Raw genomic sequence first — 19,274 nt, 5'->3', positions numbered from 1 at the left:
GTCAATACAATCGAGGTTAGTGTTACTCATTTTTTTGGTTGCTCTTCCGGGGATATTGGCTCTTGTTTATATGTCAATCCTTGAGCGCGAGCATGCAATTCATGAGGCCCAAGAGGAAGCACTAAAAACGATAGATATCACCACAAATTTTCAATCTTTGTTGATTAAAAGAACTGAGAAATTTTTAAAGCACCTAGCGACATTTAGCGCGGTGTTAACGCCAGATTCAGCTGAATGTAGCGCGTTGTTAGCCGATATAGTAAAAATTAAAGATACCTACATAAACATTGGTGTACCAAACGCTAGTGGGGAGTTGGTATGTAACGCTAAACCACTCAAGCAACCGATAAATGTCGCTGACCGTGCTTATATCCAACAAGCGATGGCAAATAAACAATTTTCGATTGGTGAATATCAAGTAGATAGAGCAGCGAAAGTAGCCAGTATTAACTTTGCGTATCCCGTCTTAAATCCGCAAAATAATGATGTCATTGGAGCTGCGGTAGCCGTGCTCTCGCTTGATTGGTGGAGTAAACAACTTTCCGATTCTCGTTTACCGCCAAATTCAGTAGCGTACATAACGGATCATGAACAAAAAATACTGGCCGCCTTTCCTGCTGATGCTAACTTACTGGGTTCGGATATTTCAATTATTCAAGGTAATCTGAAAAAATACGATTCTACTTTTAAGGTCGATAACCAACAGCGAATTTTTGTTAAAAAGCCACTATTCAATGATAGTGAAGTTATTAATATTCTCGTCGGTATTCCTTTCGGAAAAGAGCTTAACGCGATCAATTCACGTTTAATCATCACTGGTATTGTGCTACTTCTGATTGTATTTTTAATGATTATCATCGCCAGTTGGGGTATTCAAAAGACTTTAGTTATCCCGTTAAGAAACCTGTTGCAATCAACAAAAGATTTAGAGTTGGGTAAAGATATCGCAGATATACCTGAGCAAGGTTCATCTGAGCTTATAGAATTGCAACACCGCTTTATGCTGATGGCCAAAACTCGTTTAAACGCTGAAAGACAACTGCAAGAAAGTCAACAATCCCTATTAAAAAGTGAAAAAGAGTTTTCTGAACACATAAAGAATACCCCACTTGGCTGCATTTCTTGGGATAAAAACCTTATTTGTACTAAGTGGAACAAATCTGCAGAAAATATTTTTGGTTATACTGCGAATGAAGCAATAGGTAGACATGCCTCAGATCTTATTTTACTACCCGAATTAGAAGAAGAACTCATCAATGTTTATCAGTTACTGCTAGATCAAAAAGGAGGCAGATGTAATACCAATGAGAACTTCACTAAAAACCGCAACGTTATAATTTGTGAATGGCACAGTACACCAATCTTAAATGAATTCGGTACTGTTATTGGCGTAACTTCGCTGGTCCAAGATGTGACCAAAAATAAGCAGATTGAAGAACAGCTCAAGTTAGCTGCCAGTGTTTTCTCCCATGCCCGCGAAGGCATCATTATCACCGATATTAAGGGAGATATAATCGACGTCAATCAAACCTTCGTCAATATAACAGGGTATTCACGAGAAGAAGTTTTAGGTAAAAATCCAAGCATTCTAAAATCAGATAAACAATCTGCAGATTTCTATCAAAAGCTGTGGAAAGCAATTTCAGAATACGGTTTTTGGTGCGGAGAAATCTGGAATAAACGTAAGAATAATGATGTTTATGCCCAACTGCTAACCATTAGCGCCGTAAATGATGCCAATGGTAATGTAAAAAATTATGTGGCTATATTTACCGATATTTCCGAATTTAAAGAGCAGCAAAATAAACTTGAGCACATGGCCCATTACGATGTTTTAACTAACCTCCCCAATCGCACATTATTGGCAGACCGGTTAAGGCAGGCAATTTCCCAAAGCAAACGCAATCAGAGATTATTGGCTGTCGTATTTTTGGATTTGGATGGGTTTAAAGAAGTAAACGATACCCATGGGCACAGTTTAGGTGATGACTTGTTAGTGGTTATTGCATCTCGACTAAAAGAGGCCATGCGAGATTGCGACACATTATCACGCTTCGGTGGTGATGAATTTGTTGCCGTATTAGCAGATTTGGAGCAATTACAAGATTTCCAACCGATCATAAACCGGATGTTAAAAGCCGCTTGCGTACCAGTAACTTTAGGCAATATCACCCTAAAAGTCTCAGCAAGTATAGGTGTTACTTTGTACCCTGCCGACCAGACCGACGCCGACCAACTTATTCGTCATGCTGACCAAGCAATGTATTTGGCCAAGCAAAAAGGCAAAAACTGCTACCACCTATTTGATATCAAATCTGAAGATGCTATCAAGGTGCGTCATGAAAGGTTACAAAATATTCGAACCGCGTTAGACAACCGCGAGTTTGTACTGTTTTACCAGCCTAAAGTAAATATGAGAACCGGAGAAGTTATTGGCGCCGAAGCATTAATTCGTTGGCAGCATCCTGAGCTAGGACTACTGTCTCCGGCGGAGTTTTTACCTTTCATTGAGAACCATCAGCTGAGCATAGACGTTGGCGAATGGGTAATTGAGGAAGCGTTACAGCAAATAGGTAAATGGCAAAAAGATGATCTTGTGATCCCTGTTAGCGTCAACATTGGTGCACTGCAGATTCAGCAGAATAATTTTGCTGAGCGGCTAGGAAAGCTACTACTTGCCTATCCTGATATTGCACCCAACTTATTACAACTAGAAGTCTTAGAGACCAGTGCTTTAGAAGATCTGTTAGATGCGTCAGAGACAATGAAAAACTGTATAAATTTAGGGGTGAGTTTTGCGATTGATGACTTTGGAACCGGTTATTCTTCACTCACTTATTTAAGAAGATTACCTGCCAACTTAATCAAAATAGATCAAATCTTTGTGCGAGACATGTTAATCGATCCTGACGACAGAGCCATAGTCGCGGGTATAGTCGCCCTGGCTAAATCTTTCAATCGGAATGTTATTGCCGAAGGAGTAGAGACTGTTGCCCACGGCGTTACGTTACTTCAACTTGGTTGTGACCTAGCACAAGGTTATGGTATTGCCCGACCAATGCCAGCTCAGGATATAGTTGCATGGACGGCGCAATGGAATACTGAGCAAATATGGCAAACATGGGTAACTGACAATAAAAGCTAACAAAGACTTCAGTAGAGCTAAAATCGAAACTAGATTTTAGCTCTACTGGCAGATTTAGCTGGTTCTTAGGGTTTTCTAGCCAGAAAAATAGTATGCCTGCTTCCCTTACCTTGCCGCGCTCTCACTACACGGGTATCAACATCAAAACCAGCATCTTTTAAACGCACGCTGAACAGATAATCAGGACCTGCCGACCAAACCGCTAGCATCCCCTTAGGTCGTAATACCTGATAGATATCTTGAATTCCCTGTATTGAATAAATCCAATTATTATTGGCATGAGTAAGCCCTTCAGGACCATTATCAACATCCAGTAAAATAGCATCAAAGGTCGGTTTATTAGTTGATAACAGCGCTTTAACATCGCCCACTACCACTTTAGTGCGAGGATCATCGAGTGGACGCTTAGCACATTCTCCTAATGGCCCCTGATTCCAGACAACCACTTCAGGAACTAATTCAGCTACCGTAACTTGTGCTGACAAGGGTACAGCTTTTAGGGCTTCTGCGAGTGTGTACCCCATGCCTAACCCACCCACTAATACTTGAGCATCATCAACTGACTTTAAATAAGCACAGCCTAGCTTAGAAAGCTCTTTCTCTGAATTATAGACTCGACTATTCATCAGTTCGCCACGAATACCTGACAAACGTATTGAAAATTCATCACCTCGTTGCGATAGTTTCATTTCACCGCCACCATTAGGGATATTGGCAGTGCCTAACTGGGTCCATGGGATCATGAATTGCCCTTAAAAAAATATTCTGAAAACAAACCCACAGATTAACATAATTATACGGTTAACTAATTACAACAATGCTGCTTGTAAACAATTAATGCATTCCAGCTAATTCCCAGTTAAATTAATACATAATCAATTGATTAAGTATTTGTTATGGATTTGTCTAAAATAGTAGGCAAATTATTGAGAACTTTAATAAGAGAACTAAATGAATAAACCGCGAATTAAAAAAATTGCGCAAGCAAGTGTCATATTACCTTTGTCGATATCTTTTGTTTTAGCTTGTTCAAACAATAGTATGCAAGATGATTCTAGTAGTCCTGTCTCATCCGTTGCTAATGTTCCTGCAACCAAATTTGATTTATCTAATTGGAAAATTACCGTGCCGGTGGACATCGACAACAATGGCAAAATTGATGAAATCGACGTGGCTGAAATGCAAACCTATGTTCACCCTGATTTTTTCTATTTAGATGAAAATGGCGGCATGGTTTTCGCGACTCCGAATAAAGCAATCACCACTGCTTCATCAAGTAATACGCGTAGCGAACTACGCCAAACCTTCCGAGGTGTAAATAAAAAAATTAAGACTAAAGCTCCGGGAAATAACTTTGCTTTGGCAGCCCATCCTTTAGCCTCTAAATTTGCTGCTATTGGCAGTAAAGTAGATGCAACACTAAAAGTAGATCATGTAGCCCTGCGGGCCAAAAACCCCGACACACCTGCTGCATTTTCAGTGGTAGTGGGTCAAATTCATGCGGTGAAAGATGACAAGGTAATCGCTAAAAATCAAGGTTTTGGCTGGGGTAATGAACCGATAAAAATCTATTTTAAAAAGTGGCCAAATCATCAAAAAGGCTCTGTTTTTTGGAATTATGAGCGCAACTTGGCAAAAACTGATCCGAATCGCACCGATATTGCCTATCCAGTATGGGGAAATACTTGGGAAAACCCAAATGAACCTGGAAATACTGGCATCGCATTAGGAGAAGAATTTAGCTATAGCATCAATGTGTACGAAAATACCATGTACCTAACCTTTAGCGCAGAAGGCAAAGACGATGTTAAATACGAGATAAACCTCGCTAATAATATTGACGCTTACGGAAAGATTGACCCGAAAGATAATCCACTAGGTTATGCTGGTGACTCTCATTACTTTAAAGCCGGAGCGTATAACCAATGCAGCACAAAAGACCAAGCAGGCACTCTTTGGTATGCAGGATGTTTAGGAACTGGGGATTGGCAAACGGACAAAATGAATGGTGACTATACCCAAGTGACTTTTAGTAAGCTGACATTAAGTTCACCGGAAGCCCGTTAAACGAGAGTGAGTCCAATAGTTACCTCCGCGGTGCACAAGGTGCAGTGGGGCAAGCGCATGTTTCAGTAACCGGAAACATGCGCTAAAACCTAACGAAAATACGGTTAATTAAGAAAGTCTTCTAAAAACCACGCTGACAATTCATGTCGACCTTGTAAGTTGCTTTTCGAATATAAGCTAGAGGCTTGTTGCCTAACAGTGGCCTCTTTCGTGTCCCTAACGGAGGCAATTTCTTTTAAGCTTAAACCTTTTAAAATAAGTATCGCTACCTGCTGCTCTCCAACTGTCAAACCCCAGTCATTAAACTGCGCCTGAATAACCTGAGCATAATGTTTACGTTCGCTAGCGATTTCTCCGCTGAGCGTCTGAATTTGTATATTGGCATCTTTAAGTTTTGTCGCTAAGCGGTTTAATGATCTAGAACGTAACCGCAAATCATGGATGAGAAGTAAAGCTGCAATGGCCGAAACAATAACAATTATGCTTTCCCCTAACACATGCCAAATAGGCACATTTAATTGTATATCAACAAAGACATCCATCGCATTGAGTATCATGATGGTAATTAGCACTAAAATGATAATTCGATCTTTCATTTACTCTCCAACTCTCTAAATTTAATACCAATTCAGGTTATATCGAACATATGTTCGATGCCAAGTCCTACATGTGTTTATTGTTCCATAACCGATTAACATCAATAATTTGCGCACTGACCTAACCAGTAAGCAGCGCAAAATAATGTTTTATCTATCAGCAATCCCAAAACCACTTTTCATATTATTTTTTATTTGGCCTTCATCTATTTTTGCCGCGCAGTTGACACTCAATGATGTATTAAATGCTGCGTTAGAGATTCACCAACAGGATAACAAACAAAATCTGTTAAAGGGTAAAATTGAACAACCTTCTGATTCTTGGTTTGCTAGTCCTCCTACGGTTGGACTTTTATATATGCACAACCAGCAAAGCCTAGGTTCTAAAGAAACAGAAATCAGTTTAAACTTAGCAATTAAATCACGTTTACAGACTGACATTGACCAGCAATTAAAAAGTACTGCTCCCTTAATTCAGCGCCATGCGTTGCAACAACAAGCGCTATTCTTATCTGGGCTGATCCGCTTCACAATTTGGGAATATAAACTCGAATATGTTTACCGTGAACAAGCGCAGCAAAAACTCAAAGTGCTAAATAGGTTACTAAGCCATTACGAACAACTCGAACAAGCTGGTAACACCCCTTCATACCTAACCTTACTCGTAAAACAAGAACGTATTCAGGTTCAACTCGCTTTGTTAACACATCAAAATAGAACCCAAACCTTATTGGCACAATACACTGAGCTTACTGGTTTACATGCACTACCCGATAATACCAATGAAACCGTCTACAATAAAAATCTAGATGTGCTTAACATGCATCCTGACGTGCAGGCATTAGATGCAATTTGGCAGTTAAATATTGCCCTACTTAATGGGGCTTCAAATCATGCTAAACCTTGGAACCTTTCAATTTTTGCTAAGCAGAACGAAACCGCAGGGATCACTGACAAGCAAATAGGCCTAGGCGTTGAAATCCCTTTGTCGGTAGGCAACAACTATACAGCTACTCAGTATAACGAATTTATAGCCGCTCAATCTCAATACGCGATGGAAAAGAAACAGACGCAGCAACTAATTCGGCAATCCATCAGCGATGCAGCCGCCCAGCTGGAAATTAGTAAAACACGGCAAACACTGCTTAATCAATCTTTGCAGATAACCCAGAAACTACAGCCAACCTTAGATAAATTGCTGACATCCAATATAACCGATCAAGAGTGGATCTTAAGAAGGACGCTAGAGATTGTCGAAATTCAAGGGCAATACGCCATAAATCAAATTAATTTGGCCAAAAATATAGCCACCCTTAATCAAGCAGCAGGAAAATCTTTATGAAAGGTTTCGTAAAATCTATCTTTATTGCCACCAGTTTACTGGTTATCACTTCCACTTCGGCAGAACAGTTTAGTCTTGATGTAAAAGATCTCAACAATTTAGCGCTGCAGACAAAACGGGTAGAACAAATAAATGAATATGCAGGTCGCCCTACTCTGGGTGAAGTGTCAGAATTGCCGGGGCAAGCTTACACTGTCCGTTCACCTTTAACGGCTCAGCAAGTACGATTTCTGCACCCTGTAGGCACTAAGCTCAATATTGGAGTGGATTTTGTTGAACTAAGTGGTCCGGAAGTACATCACTATTATAGCCAGTATCAGGTAAAAAAATCGTTGTTTGAACTTACTCAGCAACAGTATGAAAAAAATAGAAAATTATTTGCTCAGTCTGCTATCTCTCAACAGGCCTGGCTTGACATCACTCACGCCTATTTCGCAGCTAAGCTAGAGTATGATGAAGTGCAGCACTTTTTTGAGTTAGTTGCCCGCTTTAATGACGAAACAGAAACGTTAACCTTAAAAACACCAATCAAGGGCGTAGTGCAATACACTAGATTTGAATCGCTGACAGAAGGCAGCGTAATTGCTAAGGTCACTCCTTTAGAAAGCATCAGGTTGAGTTTTAATATTACTAACAAGGAAGCAAAAAACCTGGCTTACTTATCCGCATCAAACTCTCAGTGTAAGTTAAACATAAGTAGTATCGAACTTGTTACCGCGGGACTTTCTAGCAAGGTTTGGAGCGACCCCTTGAACACTGAATGTCCTTACAATTTAGGGCAGAACTTGTCAGTCACGCCATTTTTTAAGCAGCACGCTTATTTAGTTCCCAAACAATCGGTTTTTTCGATGAACGGAGCCCAGTTTGTATTTGTGAAATCAGGTAATCAATTAACCGCAGTTAAAGTCACGCTCGTTAGCAGTGCTGCTGAAAATTATACAGTCACTAGTCAAGAATCACTTATTAACAGTCATCTACTCATCAGCTCCGTGAGCGCTGCTCAAGGTATACTGCTCGGGCTGGGGGAATGAATAATGTTATCTAATTTGATTCGATTATCCCTTAGCCAGCGGATTTTCATTCTACTAATGGCGGTAGGAGTCATGCTCACCGGCATTGTCTCGTGGATGAATATCCCTATAGACGCGTTCCCTGACATTTCGCCTACCCAAGTTAAAGTAATACTGAAAGCGCCAGGAATGACTGCTGAGGAAATAGAAGCGCAGGTGACTCTCCCCATAGAGACAGAGTTATTGGGGATCCCTGACCAACAAGTATTGCGATCGACCACCAAGTACGCAATTACCGACATTACCCTTGATTTTGTTGAGGGCACTAATATTTACTGGGCTAGACAACAAGTGGCGGAACGCCTAAACAATATTTGGACTTCGCTGCCCGCAGATCTTGAAGGCGGTATTGCACCGATGAGTACACCTTTGAGTGAAATGTTTATGTTTTCACTGGAAAATCCGCAGCTAAGTTTACTTGAACGCAGACAAATACTGGAGTGGGAGATTCGGCCCTTACTTAGAACCATAGATGGTGTCGCCGACGTAAATATATTGGGTGGCTTTGCGAAAACTTATCAGATCACACCAGATCCGGTAAAGCTAGCAACTTTAGGCTTAACCTTAAACCAATTAGCTCAACAGATTCAAGCAAACAATTTGAACGGGAATATTGGTCGTTTAGATATAGGTAACGACGCGCTAATTATTCGTGGTGAAGGACGCATAGATACCTTAGATCAACTTCGAGACATGGGAATCAGTAACCGTCTTCAACAGTCTATTAGATTATCTGATGTGGCGGATGTTAGTGTGGGTCATTTAACCCGTTATGGTTCTGTTACCCGCAATGGTGAAGAAACCACTGAAGCCATCGTTATATCGCTGAAAAATGCCAATACGGCAAGAGTAATAGAAGGCGTTAGTGAAAAGTTAAAACAAATTGAAAAGAGCCTACCTACTGGCTCACAAATAAACGTTTTTTATAATCGTAAGAACTTAATCGACACAGCAATAGGAACCATTCAAGAAGCATTATTGATTGCCGTGATATTGGTGATTATTGTGTTAACTTTGTTTTTAGGAAATATTCGAGCCGCACTAGTTGTATCCATGATCTTACCCCTTGCCGCGTTGAGCACATTTTGGCTGATGAATAGTGTCAATATGTCGGCCAATTTAATGAGCCTAGGCGGTCTGGTTATCGCAATCGGTATGCTTGTAGATGCTTCCGTAGTCGTCGTCGAAAATGTTGTTAATCAGCTAAGTAAAAAAAACCACTTACCCAAGTTACATCTGGTTTTTCGAGCCTGTAAAGATGTTGCCGTACCCGTGGTTTCCGGCACAATCATAGTGATAATAGTGTTTTCGCCTTTACTGACACTGACCGGTTTGGAAGGTAAATTGTTTAAGCCCGTGGCGATGACGATTGTATTTGCGATGTTTTGTGCACTGCTGTTATCACTAACCGTTATTCCAGCACTGGCCTCAATATTAATTAAACAACATGATTCCGCTGAGCCTAGTTTTGTAACCACACTCAAAGCCAATTATCGCACCACCTTATCTAAAACGTTAGCCCGCCCTGCTCCGCTAATTATCGGCATACTGTTAGCATTAATCGCTAGTGCCGTGCAGTTCGTATATTTAGGTAAAACCTTTATGCCTGTGCTCGATGAAGGCGACATAATTGTACAGCTTGAAAAAACGCCAAACATAACGTTAACGGCTTCCACGGAACTGGATATACAAATTCAAAATGCATTGCTTGAACAGGTGCCTGAAATAAGCCAAATCGTCGCCAGAGTCGGTGCCGACGAAATAGGTTTGGATCCAATGAGCTTGAATGAAACAGATGTTTTTATGGAATTAATCCCACCAGCACAATGGCGATTCAGTTCTAAATCAAAGTTAGTCGACGCCATTCGAGATGTGCTAAAACAGTTTCCCGGTATTAACTTTGGATTCACCCAACCTATTCAAATGCGAGTTTCAGAAATGCTTACTGGCAGCACAGGAGATGTAACCATTAAGGTGTTTGGACAGGATTTAACCGAGTTAGCTAAATTGGCCTCACGTATCTCCGAAATAACTAAGTCCACTGCGGGGAGTGTTGATGTCAATACTGCGGTCACCGAAGGAGGTGAGTTTTTAAATATTCGTCTCAAACCAGAAATTGCGCAGCGCTATGCCATGAGCATTACCGAATTGTCGAGTTATTTACGTTCACAATTCGAAACTGTTGCAATATCAGAAATAATTCAGGGCAAACGTAAAACCCCTGTCGTATTCGCTACTTCTGTTAGCTCTGCAATGCGTCCAGGCACATTACTCGAGATCAAAAACAATCTAATTTTGTTACCAGATGCTAGCTTAGTACCTCTGCATGAAATCGCTGAAATAAGCTTTAAGCAAGGACCTATTTTAGTTGAACGAGAAAACAGTAATCGTTTTTCAGTGGTAACCACCAACGTGTCTGGGCGCGATATAGTGGGTTTTGTCGAAGAGTTAAAAAAGACCCTTGCCAACACACTGGAACTGCCGTCTGGTTACGTACTTAGTTTTGGTGGTGAGTTCGAAAACCAACAACGAGCCACCAATAACCTTATGATGGTTGTGCCCATTTCATTACTGCTGATTTTAATCATCCTGTTTACTACTTTTGGTTCGTTAGCAAAATCTGCACTTATTTTAGTAAATATCCCCTTTGCCGTGATGGGCGGAATTTTCGCTTTATTTATTAGTGGCCAATATTTGTCAGTTCCCGCATCGGTGGGCTTTATCGCTTTATTGGGAATTGCCGTATTAAATGGGGTGGTAATGGTAAGCTACTTTGAACAAACAAAAATGGAGATTAGCGACACTCTCATCCGCATTATTGATGGAGCAACTCGACGTTTAAGACCAGTATTGATGACAGCGATGACTGCCATGTTTGGGCTAGCTCCACTAGTCTTCGCATCAGGTCCTGGCGCAGAAATTCAAAAACCACTAGCCATTGTTGTGATTGGAGGCTTATTTACCTCTACCCTAACCACTTTGTATTTATTACCTGTGTTGTATAATTGGATGGAGCGTCGAAATGCAAAAACAAAATAATATTCAATTGCTTATAGCGATTGTGCCACAACAATTAAAGGATAATTTAGTAGATACTTTAATTGGTTTAGAGGCCTTATCGGGTTTTAGCTTAAGCAAAATTCAAGGCTATAGTCGTGAGAATCATCAATACAATATTCAAGAACAAGTTGAAGGCTATAGGGATTTCTATCGATTTGAACTATTGCATAACCCAGCCCACTACCAAGAACTGTTAGCACATATTAAACAAGTTTGTGCTAACAGCCATATCCGCTTTTGGTGTGTTCCTGTTATTGATGGCGGGACTTTATAGAAAGCAGTAGAAAAAACACTTTTTCATATCAAGCATTGCCGGTGGTCAAAAACACGTTATGAATAATCGTTGGAATGTAGATTTAATTTTTTAATGTTGGCTAGAAAATTTAAGTAGCTGTTTAGCAGTTAATGGTTTACTAAAATAAAATCCTTGCACCAAATCACAACCTAAATCTTTCAAAATAGTAAGTTGTGGCTCCGTTTCTACACCTTCGGCAACCACAGTTAGCCCGAGGCTATTTGCCATGGCAATGGTCGCTTTAACTAAGTCACAATCTGACTTGTTTAATGTGATCCCATGAATAAAACTGCGGTCTATTTTAAGAACATTAAAAGGATACTGCCTTAAATAACTTAATGATGAATATCCCGTCCCGAAATCGTCTTGAGATAATTTAATTCCTAAAGCACTGATTTCAGCAATGGATTCATGAATGTAAGATTGACCATTCATTAACACCCCTTCGGTAATTTCAAGCTCTAAACATTCTGCACTAATTTGCGTAACCTCTAATGCCTTTTTAAGGCTCGAGAGTAACCCCTGCTCTCGAAATTGACGAGGTGACAAATTAATTGCCATTGTATAAAACTGTTGATCGCAAATTTGCCAATGTTTTAAAAAAGCTAGAGCTTGATTGATCACAAACTCACCGACAGGCACAATTAATCCAGTATGTTCGGCAATTGGAATAAACTCGCCGGGTGTGACCTCGCCCAATGACGGGTTATGCCAGCGCAGCAATGCTTCTGCACCCACAATTGCATTATTGTTTATCTCGAATTTAGGCTGATAATGCACTTCAAACTCACCACGCTCGAGAGCAACATGCATCTGCTCTTCGATTTCAAAACGGCGTTGCATAACCTTATTCATTTCGCTGGTAAAAAATGAAAAAGTATTCCTTCCTAATGCTTTAGCTTGGTACATTGCCGTATCGGCGTTGCGCAATAAATCAGATGCGCTATTGCCGTTTTCTGGGTAAACGGCTATGCCAATACTTAACGTTAAAATTAATTCTCTTCCAGCTAACTGGAATGGCTTTCTAAAGGTTTTTAGTAAGTTCTCAGCAATGGCTAACGCATCATTTGGTTCAGCTAAACCTTTCAATAAAACGATAAATTCATCACCACCTAAACGCCCAACGGTGTCTTCTTTTCGTACAACTTCTTTTAATCGGTTGGCAGCACTGATTAATAGTTTGTCACCGATTTCATGACCCAAAGAGTCGTTTACTTTTTTAAAGTCGTCTAAGTCAATGAAAATGACCACGGCTTTTTGATCGTTTCGTTTAGCTTCAATGAGGATTTGAGACAATCGGTCCAGGGCTAAAAAACGATTAGGCAATAAAGTAAGACTATCAAAATAGGCTTGATGACGAATTAATTCTGCCGATTTATGCTGTTCAGTAATATCGCGTATAACAACCATTACCTGTTTATATTCGCTCAGATAGGCCAACCTTGCTTCAAAATATGAAATGCCCTGTGGCATAGTGAGATCATATTCAAAGCTAATCATCTCCCGCTGTTCTATCACTTTTTCAATGTACGTCTGAAATTTGCTGGTAACTTCCTCAGGCATAACATCCGCCATGTTTTTGCCAATAAATTGCTGAGGAGAAACATAGAGATTTTCTTGTTTACTGGCATGATAATCAATAATGGTCCCGTCTTTTTGCATCAAAAAGAATAGATCTGGAATAGCTTCAAAAATGGTTTCTAGCATGTGTTCTTTGAACAATGCCTGGGCTTCAGCTTTTCTGATATCCGTCAGATCAATATCAACACAGTACATTTGTTTATTACCGTATTGATTGGTGAACATTACATGGCTTGAAAACACCGATACTTCAGCGCCACTTTTATGCTGCAAGGTAATCTCGGCCGCCGGAATCTCGACACCTTGATTGAGCCAATTTCCATGGGCCTCAACCACTCCTTCTCGCATATAGGGTGGAATGATTAAGTCTTCTAATTTTTGTCCGGTCGCTTCTTGCTTGGAATAACCATAAAGTACCTCACTGCCTTCATTCCAATAGATAACTCTGCGATCATCATCATAGCCTTGCACAGAAATCACTTTAACGGCGTCAAACAATTGGTGAAGCGGATCATTGAGCTCATATTGATGAGACAATGTTTTGCTTATTTTGCCTGTTTTGTTTGAACTCATTTTCGCGAATATTCCCAATTACACAGCTTTCCCCTAATAGTAGAACGAAACAATTAAATTAACACTAATAAAGCCAAACCATTTCATTGGGATTGTTGAAAATTGTGTAGCTTAAATCGCGCAAAACTCAGTTTGTCATATCCTTTATTTACTCCGCCGCGAGAAGGCTACCAAGCACGTAAACCAGAGGCGCATTCCAGTTAATTGCTACTTCATTACTTGCGTAGCTGCACCAGTCATCAACATAGCTACCAGCAGCAAAGTTGTTTGCATAATCGCATTTATCTTGTTGTCCTGGTTGTGGCCCTCCCGCAAGCATGCCGGGTACAGGTTCGTCGATTTTGTCACCGGCAGAAATACGGTGATGAGGATTTTGTGGGCTGATGTCACCAAACCCGGTTAAAAAAGAATAGCCTGTGGGATTGCGACCGAATACAAAATTGAGATTACCTTGGGCAACTTGACGATACTTTTCGTCGCCGGTAATTCGAAATGCGTTCAGCAACATAATCGCTTTATTTAAAACAACCGAATTACTTCCCCAAACATAATCGTCTGAGTTCATCGCCACACCGTAACCATTATTTTCATATATTTGTAAACTTGCTTCAGCGTAGTCAATCAGCTGAGATTGCAGCTTTTGAAAATCGATAGACGTTAAAGACGGCTTCCCTTCTCTGACAAGGCTAAAGTAACCCAACGCTGCCACATTGCTCCAATCGGGCTCTTTAAGAGGTTTGTTGTATTGTTGAAATGCGTGCAAATACTTTGCATTCTTTGTGGCTAAAAACAACTCTGCTCCAGCCCATGCAAATTCATCTGAAAAATCATTATCACCATATTCACCGCTGCTGACATCTGCAGGTTGTTGATATACGTAATTCGGATGGGCCATCGCCCAACGCCATGCTTTTTGCGCACTTGCTAACCATGTATCCAACTGTTCTGGATTCTCTGAAAACAACGGACGTAAAATTCGACTCGCTGCTGCAAGCGTGGCTGCGTAATCCAGTGCTGCGGATGTTGAGAAACCAATTACATAACGATCTGCGTTGTCATCTGCCGGCATATCTTTACCCGGCCACTGCAAGGTAGTGAGTTTATGATAAACCGCACCTTCATCATTTTGCATAGTATGCAGCCACTCAAGGTTCCACATAAGTTCATCAACAATATCGGGAAGCTGATTATTAGACTCAGGAATCGCCAAAGCAAGATTGTGGTAATAATTAGGATTATCAGCATAGGCGGCTAACAAAGTATAAGTTGCGATACTGGCATTCACGGTATATTTACCGTAGTCACCTGCGTCATACCACCCCTTCGGTGAACTGATGGTACTGAAGGCGGGTTGACTAGGACTGGCAGCAGAAGGATGCACAATGACGTTTTGATCAAGGTGACCTGCTTGGCGTTGAAATTTGCCTGCATAGGGTTCTGTTAAGGCCATTCCAGCGCGATTAAAATAAAAATATTTCAATGCTGCCTTATGTGCCAGTTGATTAATCTGGCTATTAATTTTTATTTGCCGTGAGAGTTCAACGCCTTCACCAACTTGCTTAATCGTTAAGCTATAAGTACCGGGTTGAGAAAATTCCGAAAAATCAGCAAATTTAAACTTATCAGGCCCTTGCGCTGACCAGCTTTTGGACTCGCTCAATGGGCCATCAAACACAGTGTCACCACGCAAATTTTGTAACCTAAACGATGTCTCTTGGGTGTTTGGCACAATTGCACCTTTTTCACCCTTTACAAAATATCCCAGTTGATTAATCTGAATTACTTGGTCGGGCTGCTGTGTTGCTATTGCATTGGCGGGCTGAGGGGGGATATCGGCTGTTTTACAGCCAATTAAAACCGAAGTTACGGTGTAACAGATTAAACTAGACAACAGTGTTTTTTGATTAAATTTAAGCATTTAGTCCCCTTAATTAATAGGCGATAAAATAAATTCATTACAAGTAAAAAGGTTTTATTCAAGCCTCTTCAAAAAATGAATCAACCGCAATTAAAGCCTAAATACAAATCGTTGGTATTTTGGCTTTCCTAAAACAAGATATGAAAGAATGAAGTAATAACGAAATTTATACCAGAGCGCTTCTTTGCTTTTCTTAAAATGCGATTCCGAAAAAACCGATTTCATTGGCAGGCTGATTAAATCCAGGTGAAAAATTGATACGCCATTGGCGCTAGAAATGATGAGAATATCGCAGCAATGATCAATGCAACTGAACTGAATGCGGTATCCTCAGAAGAGTGTTTTACAGTGGCGGAAGTGCCAATAGCATGTGAGAGACTTCCTACGATAATTCCCCGTTGCACAGACTCGTTTACGCCCAACAATTTGAAAATTGGGTAGAAAAGAATAGCGCCTGTTAATCCTGCGAATAACCCTAAAACAATCACGATTGAAGTTTGTCCGTTTAGACTCCCGCTAATCTCAAGGGCAATGGGTGTGGTGATGGATTTAACTAAAAGGGATGCTAAAAGAGGTGCAGGAGCATCAAACAACCAAGCAACAAAGCCGGTAAATAGCACTGCCAATGAGCAGCTTGCTAAACAAGAAAGTAAAATAAACTTCATGTTGGAGCGAATCTGCGGTAGCTGTTCATACAACGGATAAGCAAAGGCTACCACTGCGGCTTGCATAAAGTAGTTTATCCAATTGGTTTGCGCGTAATAAGTTTCAAAGGAAACGTCCAACACTAAAAGAATAGCAATAATGGCAATCATACTGATCAATAAAGAATTTAAAAAAGGAATTTTGATTCGATGTAAAAAGTACACCGATAGTAAATAAACCACTAGGGTTAGTGCTATCCACATTATTGATGTTCCTTAGCCTTGAGTTGTTTAAATAGCAAACTCAATATTACCGCGACAACAATATTAGACGCTATTGTGCAGGCCAATATTAATCCTATTTGCTGGTACATTAGCTCAAAGTAATTCATTAATCCGACAGCAATAGGAATGAAAAACAACAACATGTGTTTTAGCATTAATTTAGCACCGTCTTCCATCAATCGAACCGGAATAACGCCAACTGATAAGCAAAAAAATAATAACAACATTCCGATGATACTGCCCGGTAAGGAAATGCCAGACAAAGCTTGAAGGGTAATTCCTACCCACAAAAACAAAAAAATGATGGCGATGGAAAAGAAAACCTTAAGAATCGTACTTAACACGCTGATTTAATGCCATTTAATAGTAGATTTACAAATAATACCAGATTGCGGCCTCAATTCTGCGTAAAGTATAAAATTTAATGTTGATGACATGCCTTAAAAAGCATAACAGAAGATAAAGACAGAAATCGCCTATTGCTGCCAAATCCAAATTACCCTGGCGCTAAACACTTTTCTAATAACCAGCCCATTTTTGCAACAATTGTTGTTCTATCCCCTGATTATTCCAATATACCTTATAGGTGAATCTCAATTCTTAGTTAGCACCAAAATGGCAAAACCAACTATTACTTTTGGTCATCTATATAGCCAAATGAGATAACGTTGGCTTAAAATCAGCATTTGAATAGATGAAAGATAGTGGTATATTTTTATATATTCATGAATTTACTTCATAGAAATTAATCACAATATGTTGGATCGCAATCATCTCACTATTATTAAGGCTGTTGCTGAGACAGGTACCGTTACCCAAGCAGCCTCGCAGTTGTGTTTAACTCAGTCAGCACTTAGTCACGCCATTAAGAAAGTTGAGCTTCACTATCAAGTACAAGTTTGGCAAAAAGAAGGCCGAAAGCTACGCCTTACCCAAGCAGGTAACCAATTACTTAACCTTGCCAACCGTTTGCTGCCACAGTTTGAATATGCAGAACAACAACTTGAACAAATAGCCCATGGCAAAAAAGGCATATTACGCATTGGAATGGAATGCCACCCTTGTTATCAATGGTTGTTGAAAACTGTCAAACCTTTTTTGGCTCAGTGTGAAGGAGTAGATGTAGATGTACGGCAAAAATTTCAGTTCGGCGGTTTAAGTGCTTTATTGGGCTATGAGATAGATTTATTGATTACACCCGATCCCTTATTCCACCATAATGTGCGCTATACGCCGGTATTCGATTACGAACACGCTCTGGTCGTTTCAGGACAATCTCCCTTAGCTGAATTGCAACAACTTAATCCTGAAGATTTAAGCGAACAAACCTTAATTACTTACCCAGTGGAAGCCAGTCGCCTGGATATTTTCAGCCATTTTTTGACCCCCGCAGGTGCCAGCGTTAAACAGCATAAAATTATTGAGAATACTGAGATAATGCTGCAAATGGTAGCCGCAAATCGAGGCGTTGCAGCGCTACCGCGATGGTTAATTGAAGAATACCAACAGCATATGGATATAAAGCCAATATCATTGATCAGTCCGACTGCCAAAAATGGTATTCAGAAATCGATACACTTGGGTATTCGAGAAAATGAAACGCCACCAGAGTATTTGAATAGATTTATGGAATTATCCAAACGAGTGAAAGTAACCTAAACCGAGTCGGTCGAACAAGTAGCGTTTACAGAAAAATCATCGCAAAATAACGGCATTTCAATCAACCTGAAAATTTACATAAATCCTTTAACCTTGAGTGTTACTTCCCCCATTTTTTTACAGATCGGCGAAATTTCGTCCGGCAAAATCTAAATAGCCCGATCTTCGCACCCTAAAAAATACCATCATCTGTGCTTTTTCAGATAACTATGCGGAATATTTACAATAAACATCACCTAAATACGATTATTTGCCGTAAAACTAAACAAATCAGTTGACGAAAAATCGTTTGTAAAAGAAACTATTGTTAACATTTTGTTATTAATTAGTTGCTTTAAAATTAATGACGGTACAAAAAGCCACCAAAGGAGTCGTATCTTGGTACTAAATCACTTATGGGGTATTTATACTCACCCAAAAGAAGAATGGCATGCAATTGACGAAAGGCATGAAAGCTACTTCTACAGTCTGAGTCACATATGCATCATTTCACTCATTCCTGCTATTTTGAGTTATTACTCTTCCTATCATTTGGGCTGGAGTATTGGTGTTGGAGAAGTTATTAAATTAGATCAGATGTCTGCCGCATCTTTGGGTATAGGCATGTATTTTGGCTTAATTGCAGGGGTCATTGCCCTGGCTATTATCATTTATGAACTTGCCAAAGTGTTCGATTCTAACCCAAGTTATACACAGTCGTTAGAACTAGCTGCGTATACTGCAACTCCGCTATTTATGTGTGGATTTGCAGCGTTTTATCCTGCGCTTTGGTTTGTTATGGTGGTAGCCTTTATCGGTATCTCCTACTCTATTTACTTGTTGTATTCAGGTGTGCCCATCATGTTGCATATACCTGAAGATAAAGGTTTTATATATTCTAGTGCGGTGGTTACCGGTGGCCTTATTCTTCTTGTAGTACTGATGGTAGGTTCGGTGCTGTTGTGGAGTGTAATCGGGGACCCCGTATTTACTCACTAAATTTTAAACGCTCATAAAAAAACCGCGAAACCTTTACAGTTACGCGGTTTTTTATTTTCTA

General features: G+C 40.1%; 14 protein-coding genes. 8 read left to right on the top strand and 6 right to left on the bottom strand.

The window, feature by feature from the left end:
* Positions 1-70 precede the first annotated feature (70 nt).
* Positions 71-3,145, top strand: coding sequence for an EAL domain-containing protein (locus KO530_RS20725; RefSeq protein ID WP_354667885.1), 3,075 nt, complete (start codon positions 71-73; stop codon positions 3,143-3,145).
* 65 nt (positions 3,146-3,210) lie between these two features.
* Here the strand turns inward: KO530_RS20725 and KO530_RS20720 are convergent, their stop codons facing one another.
* Positions 3,211-3,888, bottom strand: a complete 678-nt coding sequence (locus tag KO530_RS20720; protein WP_216050352.1) for a spermidine synthase — start codon at positions 3,886-3,888, stop codon at positions 3,211-3,213.
* A 208-nt stretch (positions 3,889-4,096) separates the two neighbouring features.
* Between KO530_RS20720 and KO530_RS20715 the strand changes: the two genes are divergently transcribed.
* Entirely contained in the window at positions 4,097-5,212 is a 1,116-nt protein-coding gene (locus tag KO530_RS20715; protein ID WP_216050351.1) for a polysaccharide lyase family 7 protein, read from the top strand.
* Positions 5,213-5,316: 104 nt separating this feature from the next.
* On the opposite strand, the gene KO530_RS20710 is transcribed toward KO530_RS20715, so the two are convergent.
* Positions 5,317-5,808 (bottom strand): helix-turn-helix transcriptional regulator, encoded by a 492-nt coding sequence (locus tag KO530_RS20710; RefSeq protein ID WP_216050350.1) that lies wholly within the window; start codon positions 5,806-5,808, stop codon positions 5,317-5,319.
* A gap of 145 nt (positions 5,809-5,953) precedes the next feature.
* On the opposite strand from KO530_RS20710, the gene KO530_RS20705 reads away from it, so the two are divergent.
* From KO530_RS20705 to KO530_RS20690, 4 genes are read left to right on the top strand one after another with little or no spacing between them, the layout of a single operon-like run.
* Positions 5,954-7,150, top strand: coding sequence for a hypothetical protein (locus KO530_RS20705; RefSeq protein WP_216050349.1), 1,197 nt, complete (start codon positions 5,954-5,956; stop codon positions 7,148-7,150).
* Positions 7,147-8,181 (top strand): hypothetical protein, encoded by a 1,035-nt coding sequence (locus tag KO530_RS20700; protein WP_216050348.1) that lies wholly within the window; start codon positions 7,147-7,149, stop codon positions 8,179-8,181. Before KO530_RS20705 ends, KO530_RS20700 begins: the two co-directional genes overlap by 4 nt.
* Positions 8,182-8,184: 3 nt before the next feature.
* Complete coding sequence (locus tag KO530_RS20695) at positions 8,185-11,259, top strand: efflux RND transporter permease subunit (protein WP_216050347.1); 3,075 nt, start codon at positions 8,185-8,187, stop codon at positions 11,257-11,259.
* Positions 11,243-11,554 carry a DUF3240 family protein gene (locus KO530_RS20690; protein ID WP_216050346.1) on the top strand — a complete coding sequence of 104 codons (312 nt, stop codon included), beginning with the start codon at positions 11,243-11,245 and terminating at the stop codon, positions 11,552-11,554. Before KO530_RS20695 ends, KO530_RS20690 begins: the two co-directional genes overlap by 17 nt.
* A 90-nt stretch (positions 11,555-11,644) precedes the next feature.
* Here KO530_RS20690 and KO530_RS20685 read toward each other — a convergent pair whose 3' ends face one another.
* From KO530_RS20685 to KO530_RS20670, 4 genes are all read right to left on the bottom strand, one after another.
* Positions 11,645-13,729, bottom strand: coding sequence for a sensor domain-containing protein (locus KO530_RS20685; RefSeq protein WP_216050345.1), 2,085 nt, complete (start codon positions 13,727-13,729; stop codon positions 11,645-11,647).
* 148 nt (positions 13,730-13,877) lie between these two features.
* Positions 13,878-15,647 (bottom strand): glycoside hydrolase family 9 protein, encoded by a 1,770-nt coding sequence (locus KO530_RS20680; protein ID WP_216050344.1) that lies wholly within the window; start codon positions 15,645-15,647, stop codon positions 13,878-13,880.
* A 236-nt stretch (positions 15,648-15,883) separates the two neighbouring features.
* Positions 15,884-16,555, bottom strand: a complete 672-nt coding sequence (locus KO530_RS20675; protein ID WP_216050343.1) for an LrgB family protein — start codon at positions 16,553-16,555, stop codon at positions 15,884-15,886.
* Positions 16,555-16,920 (bottom strand): CidA/LrgA family protein, encoded by a 366-nt coding sequence (locus tag KO530_RS20670; protein WP_216050342.1) that lies wholly within the window; start codon positions 16,918-16,920, stop codon positions 16,555-16,557. The genes KO530_RS20675 and KO530_RS20670 overlap by 1 nt, the downstream gene beginning before the upstream one ends.
* A 412-nt stretch (positions 16,921-17,332) precedes the next feature.
* Here KO530_RS20670 and KO530_RS20665 point away from each other — a divergent pair, with 412 nt between their 5' ends.
* Entirely contained in the window at positions 17,333-18,235 is a 903-nt protein-coding gene (locus tag KO530_RS20665) for a LysR family transcriptional regulator (RefSeq protein ID WP_216050341.1), read from the top strand.
* Positions 18,236-18,613: 378 nt separating this feature from the next.
* Positions 18,614-19,213, top strand: a complete 600-nt coding sequence (locus KO530_RS20660; RefSeq protein WP_216050340.1) for a Yip1 family protein — start codon at positions 18,614-18,616, stop codon at positions 19,211-19,213.
* Positions 19,214-19,274: the final 61 nt, after the last annotated feature.

The organism is Aliiglaciecola lipolytica, from assembly GCF_018860635.1.
In the GTDB taxonomy this organism is placed as follows: Bacteria; Pseudomonadota; Gammaproteobacteria; order Enterobacterales; family Alteromonadaceae; genus Aliiglaciecola; species Aliiglaciecola lipolytica_A.
This window is presented reverse-complemented; position numbering and strand designations above follow the sequence as displayed.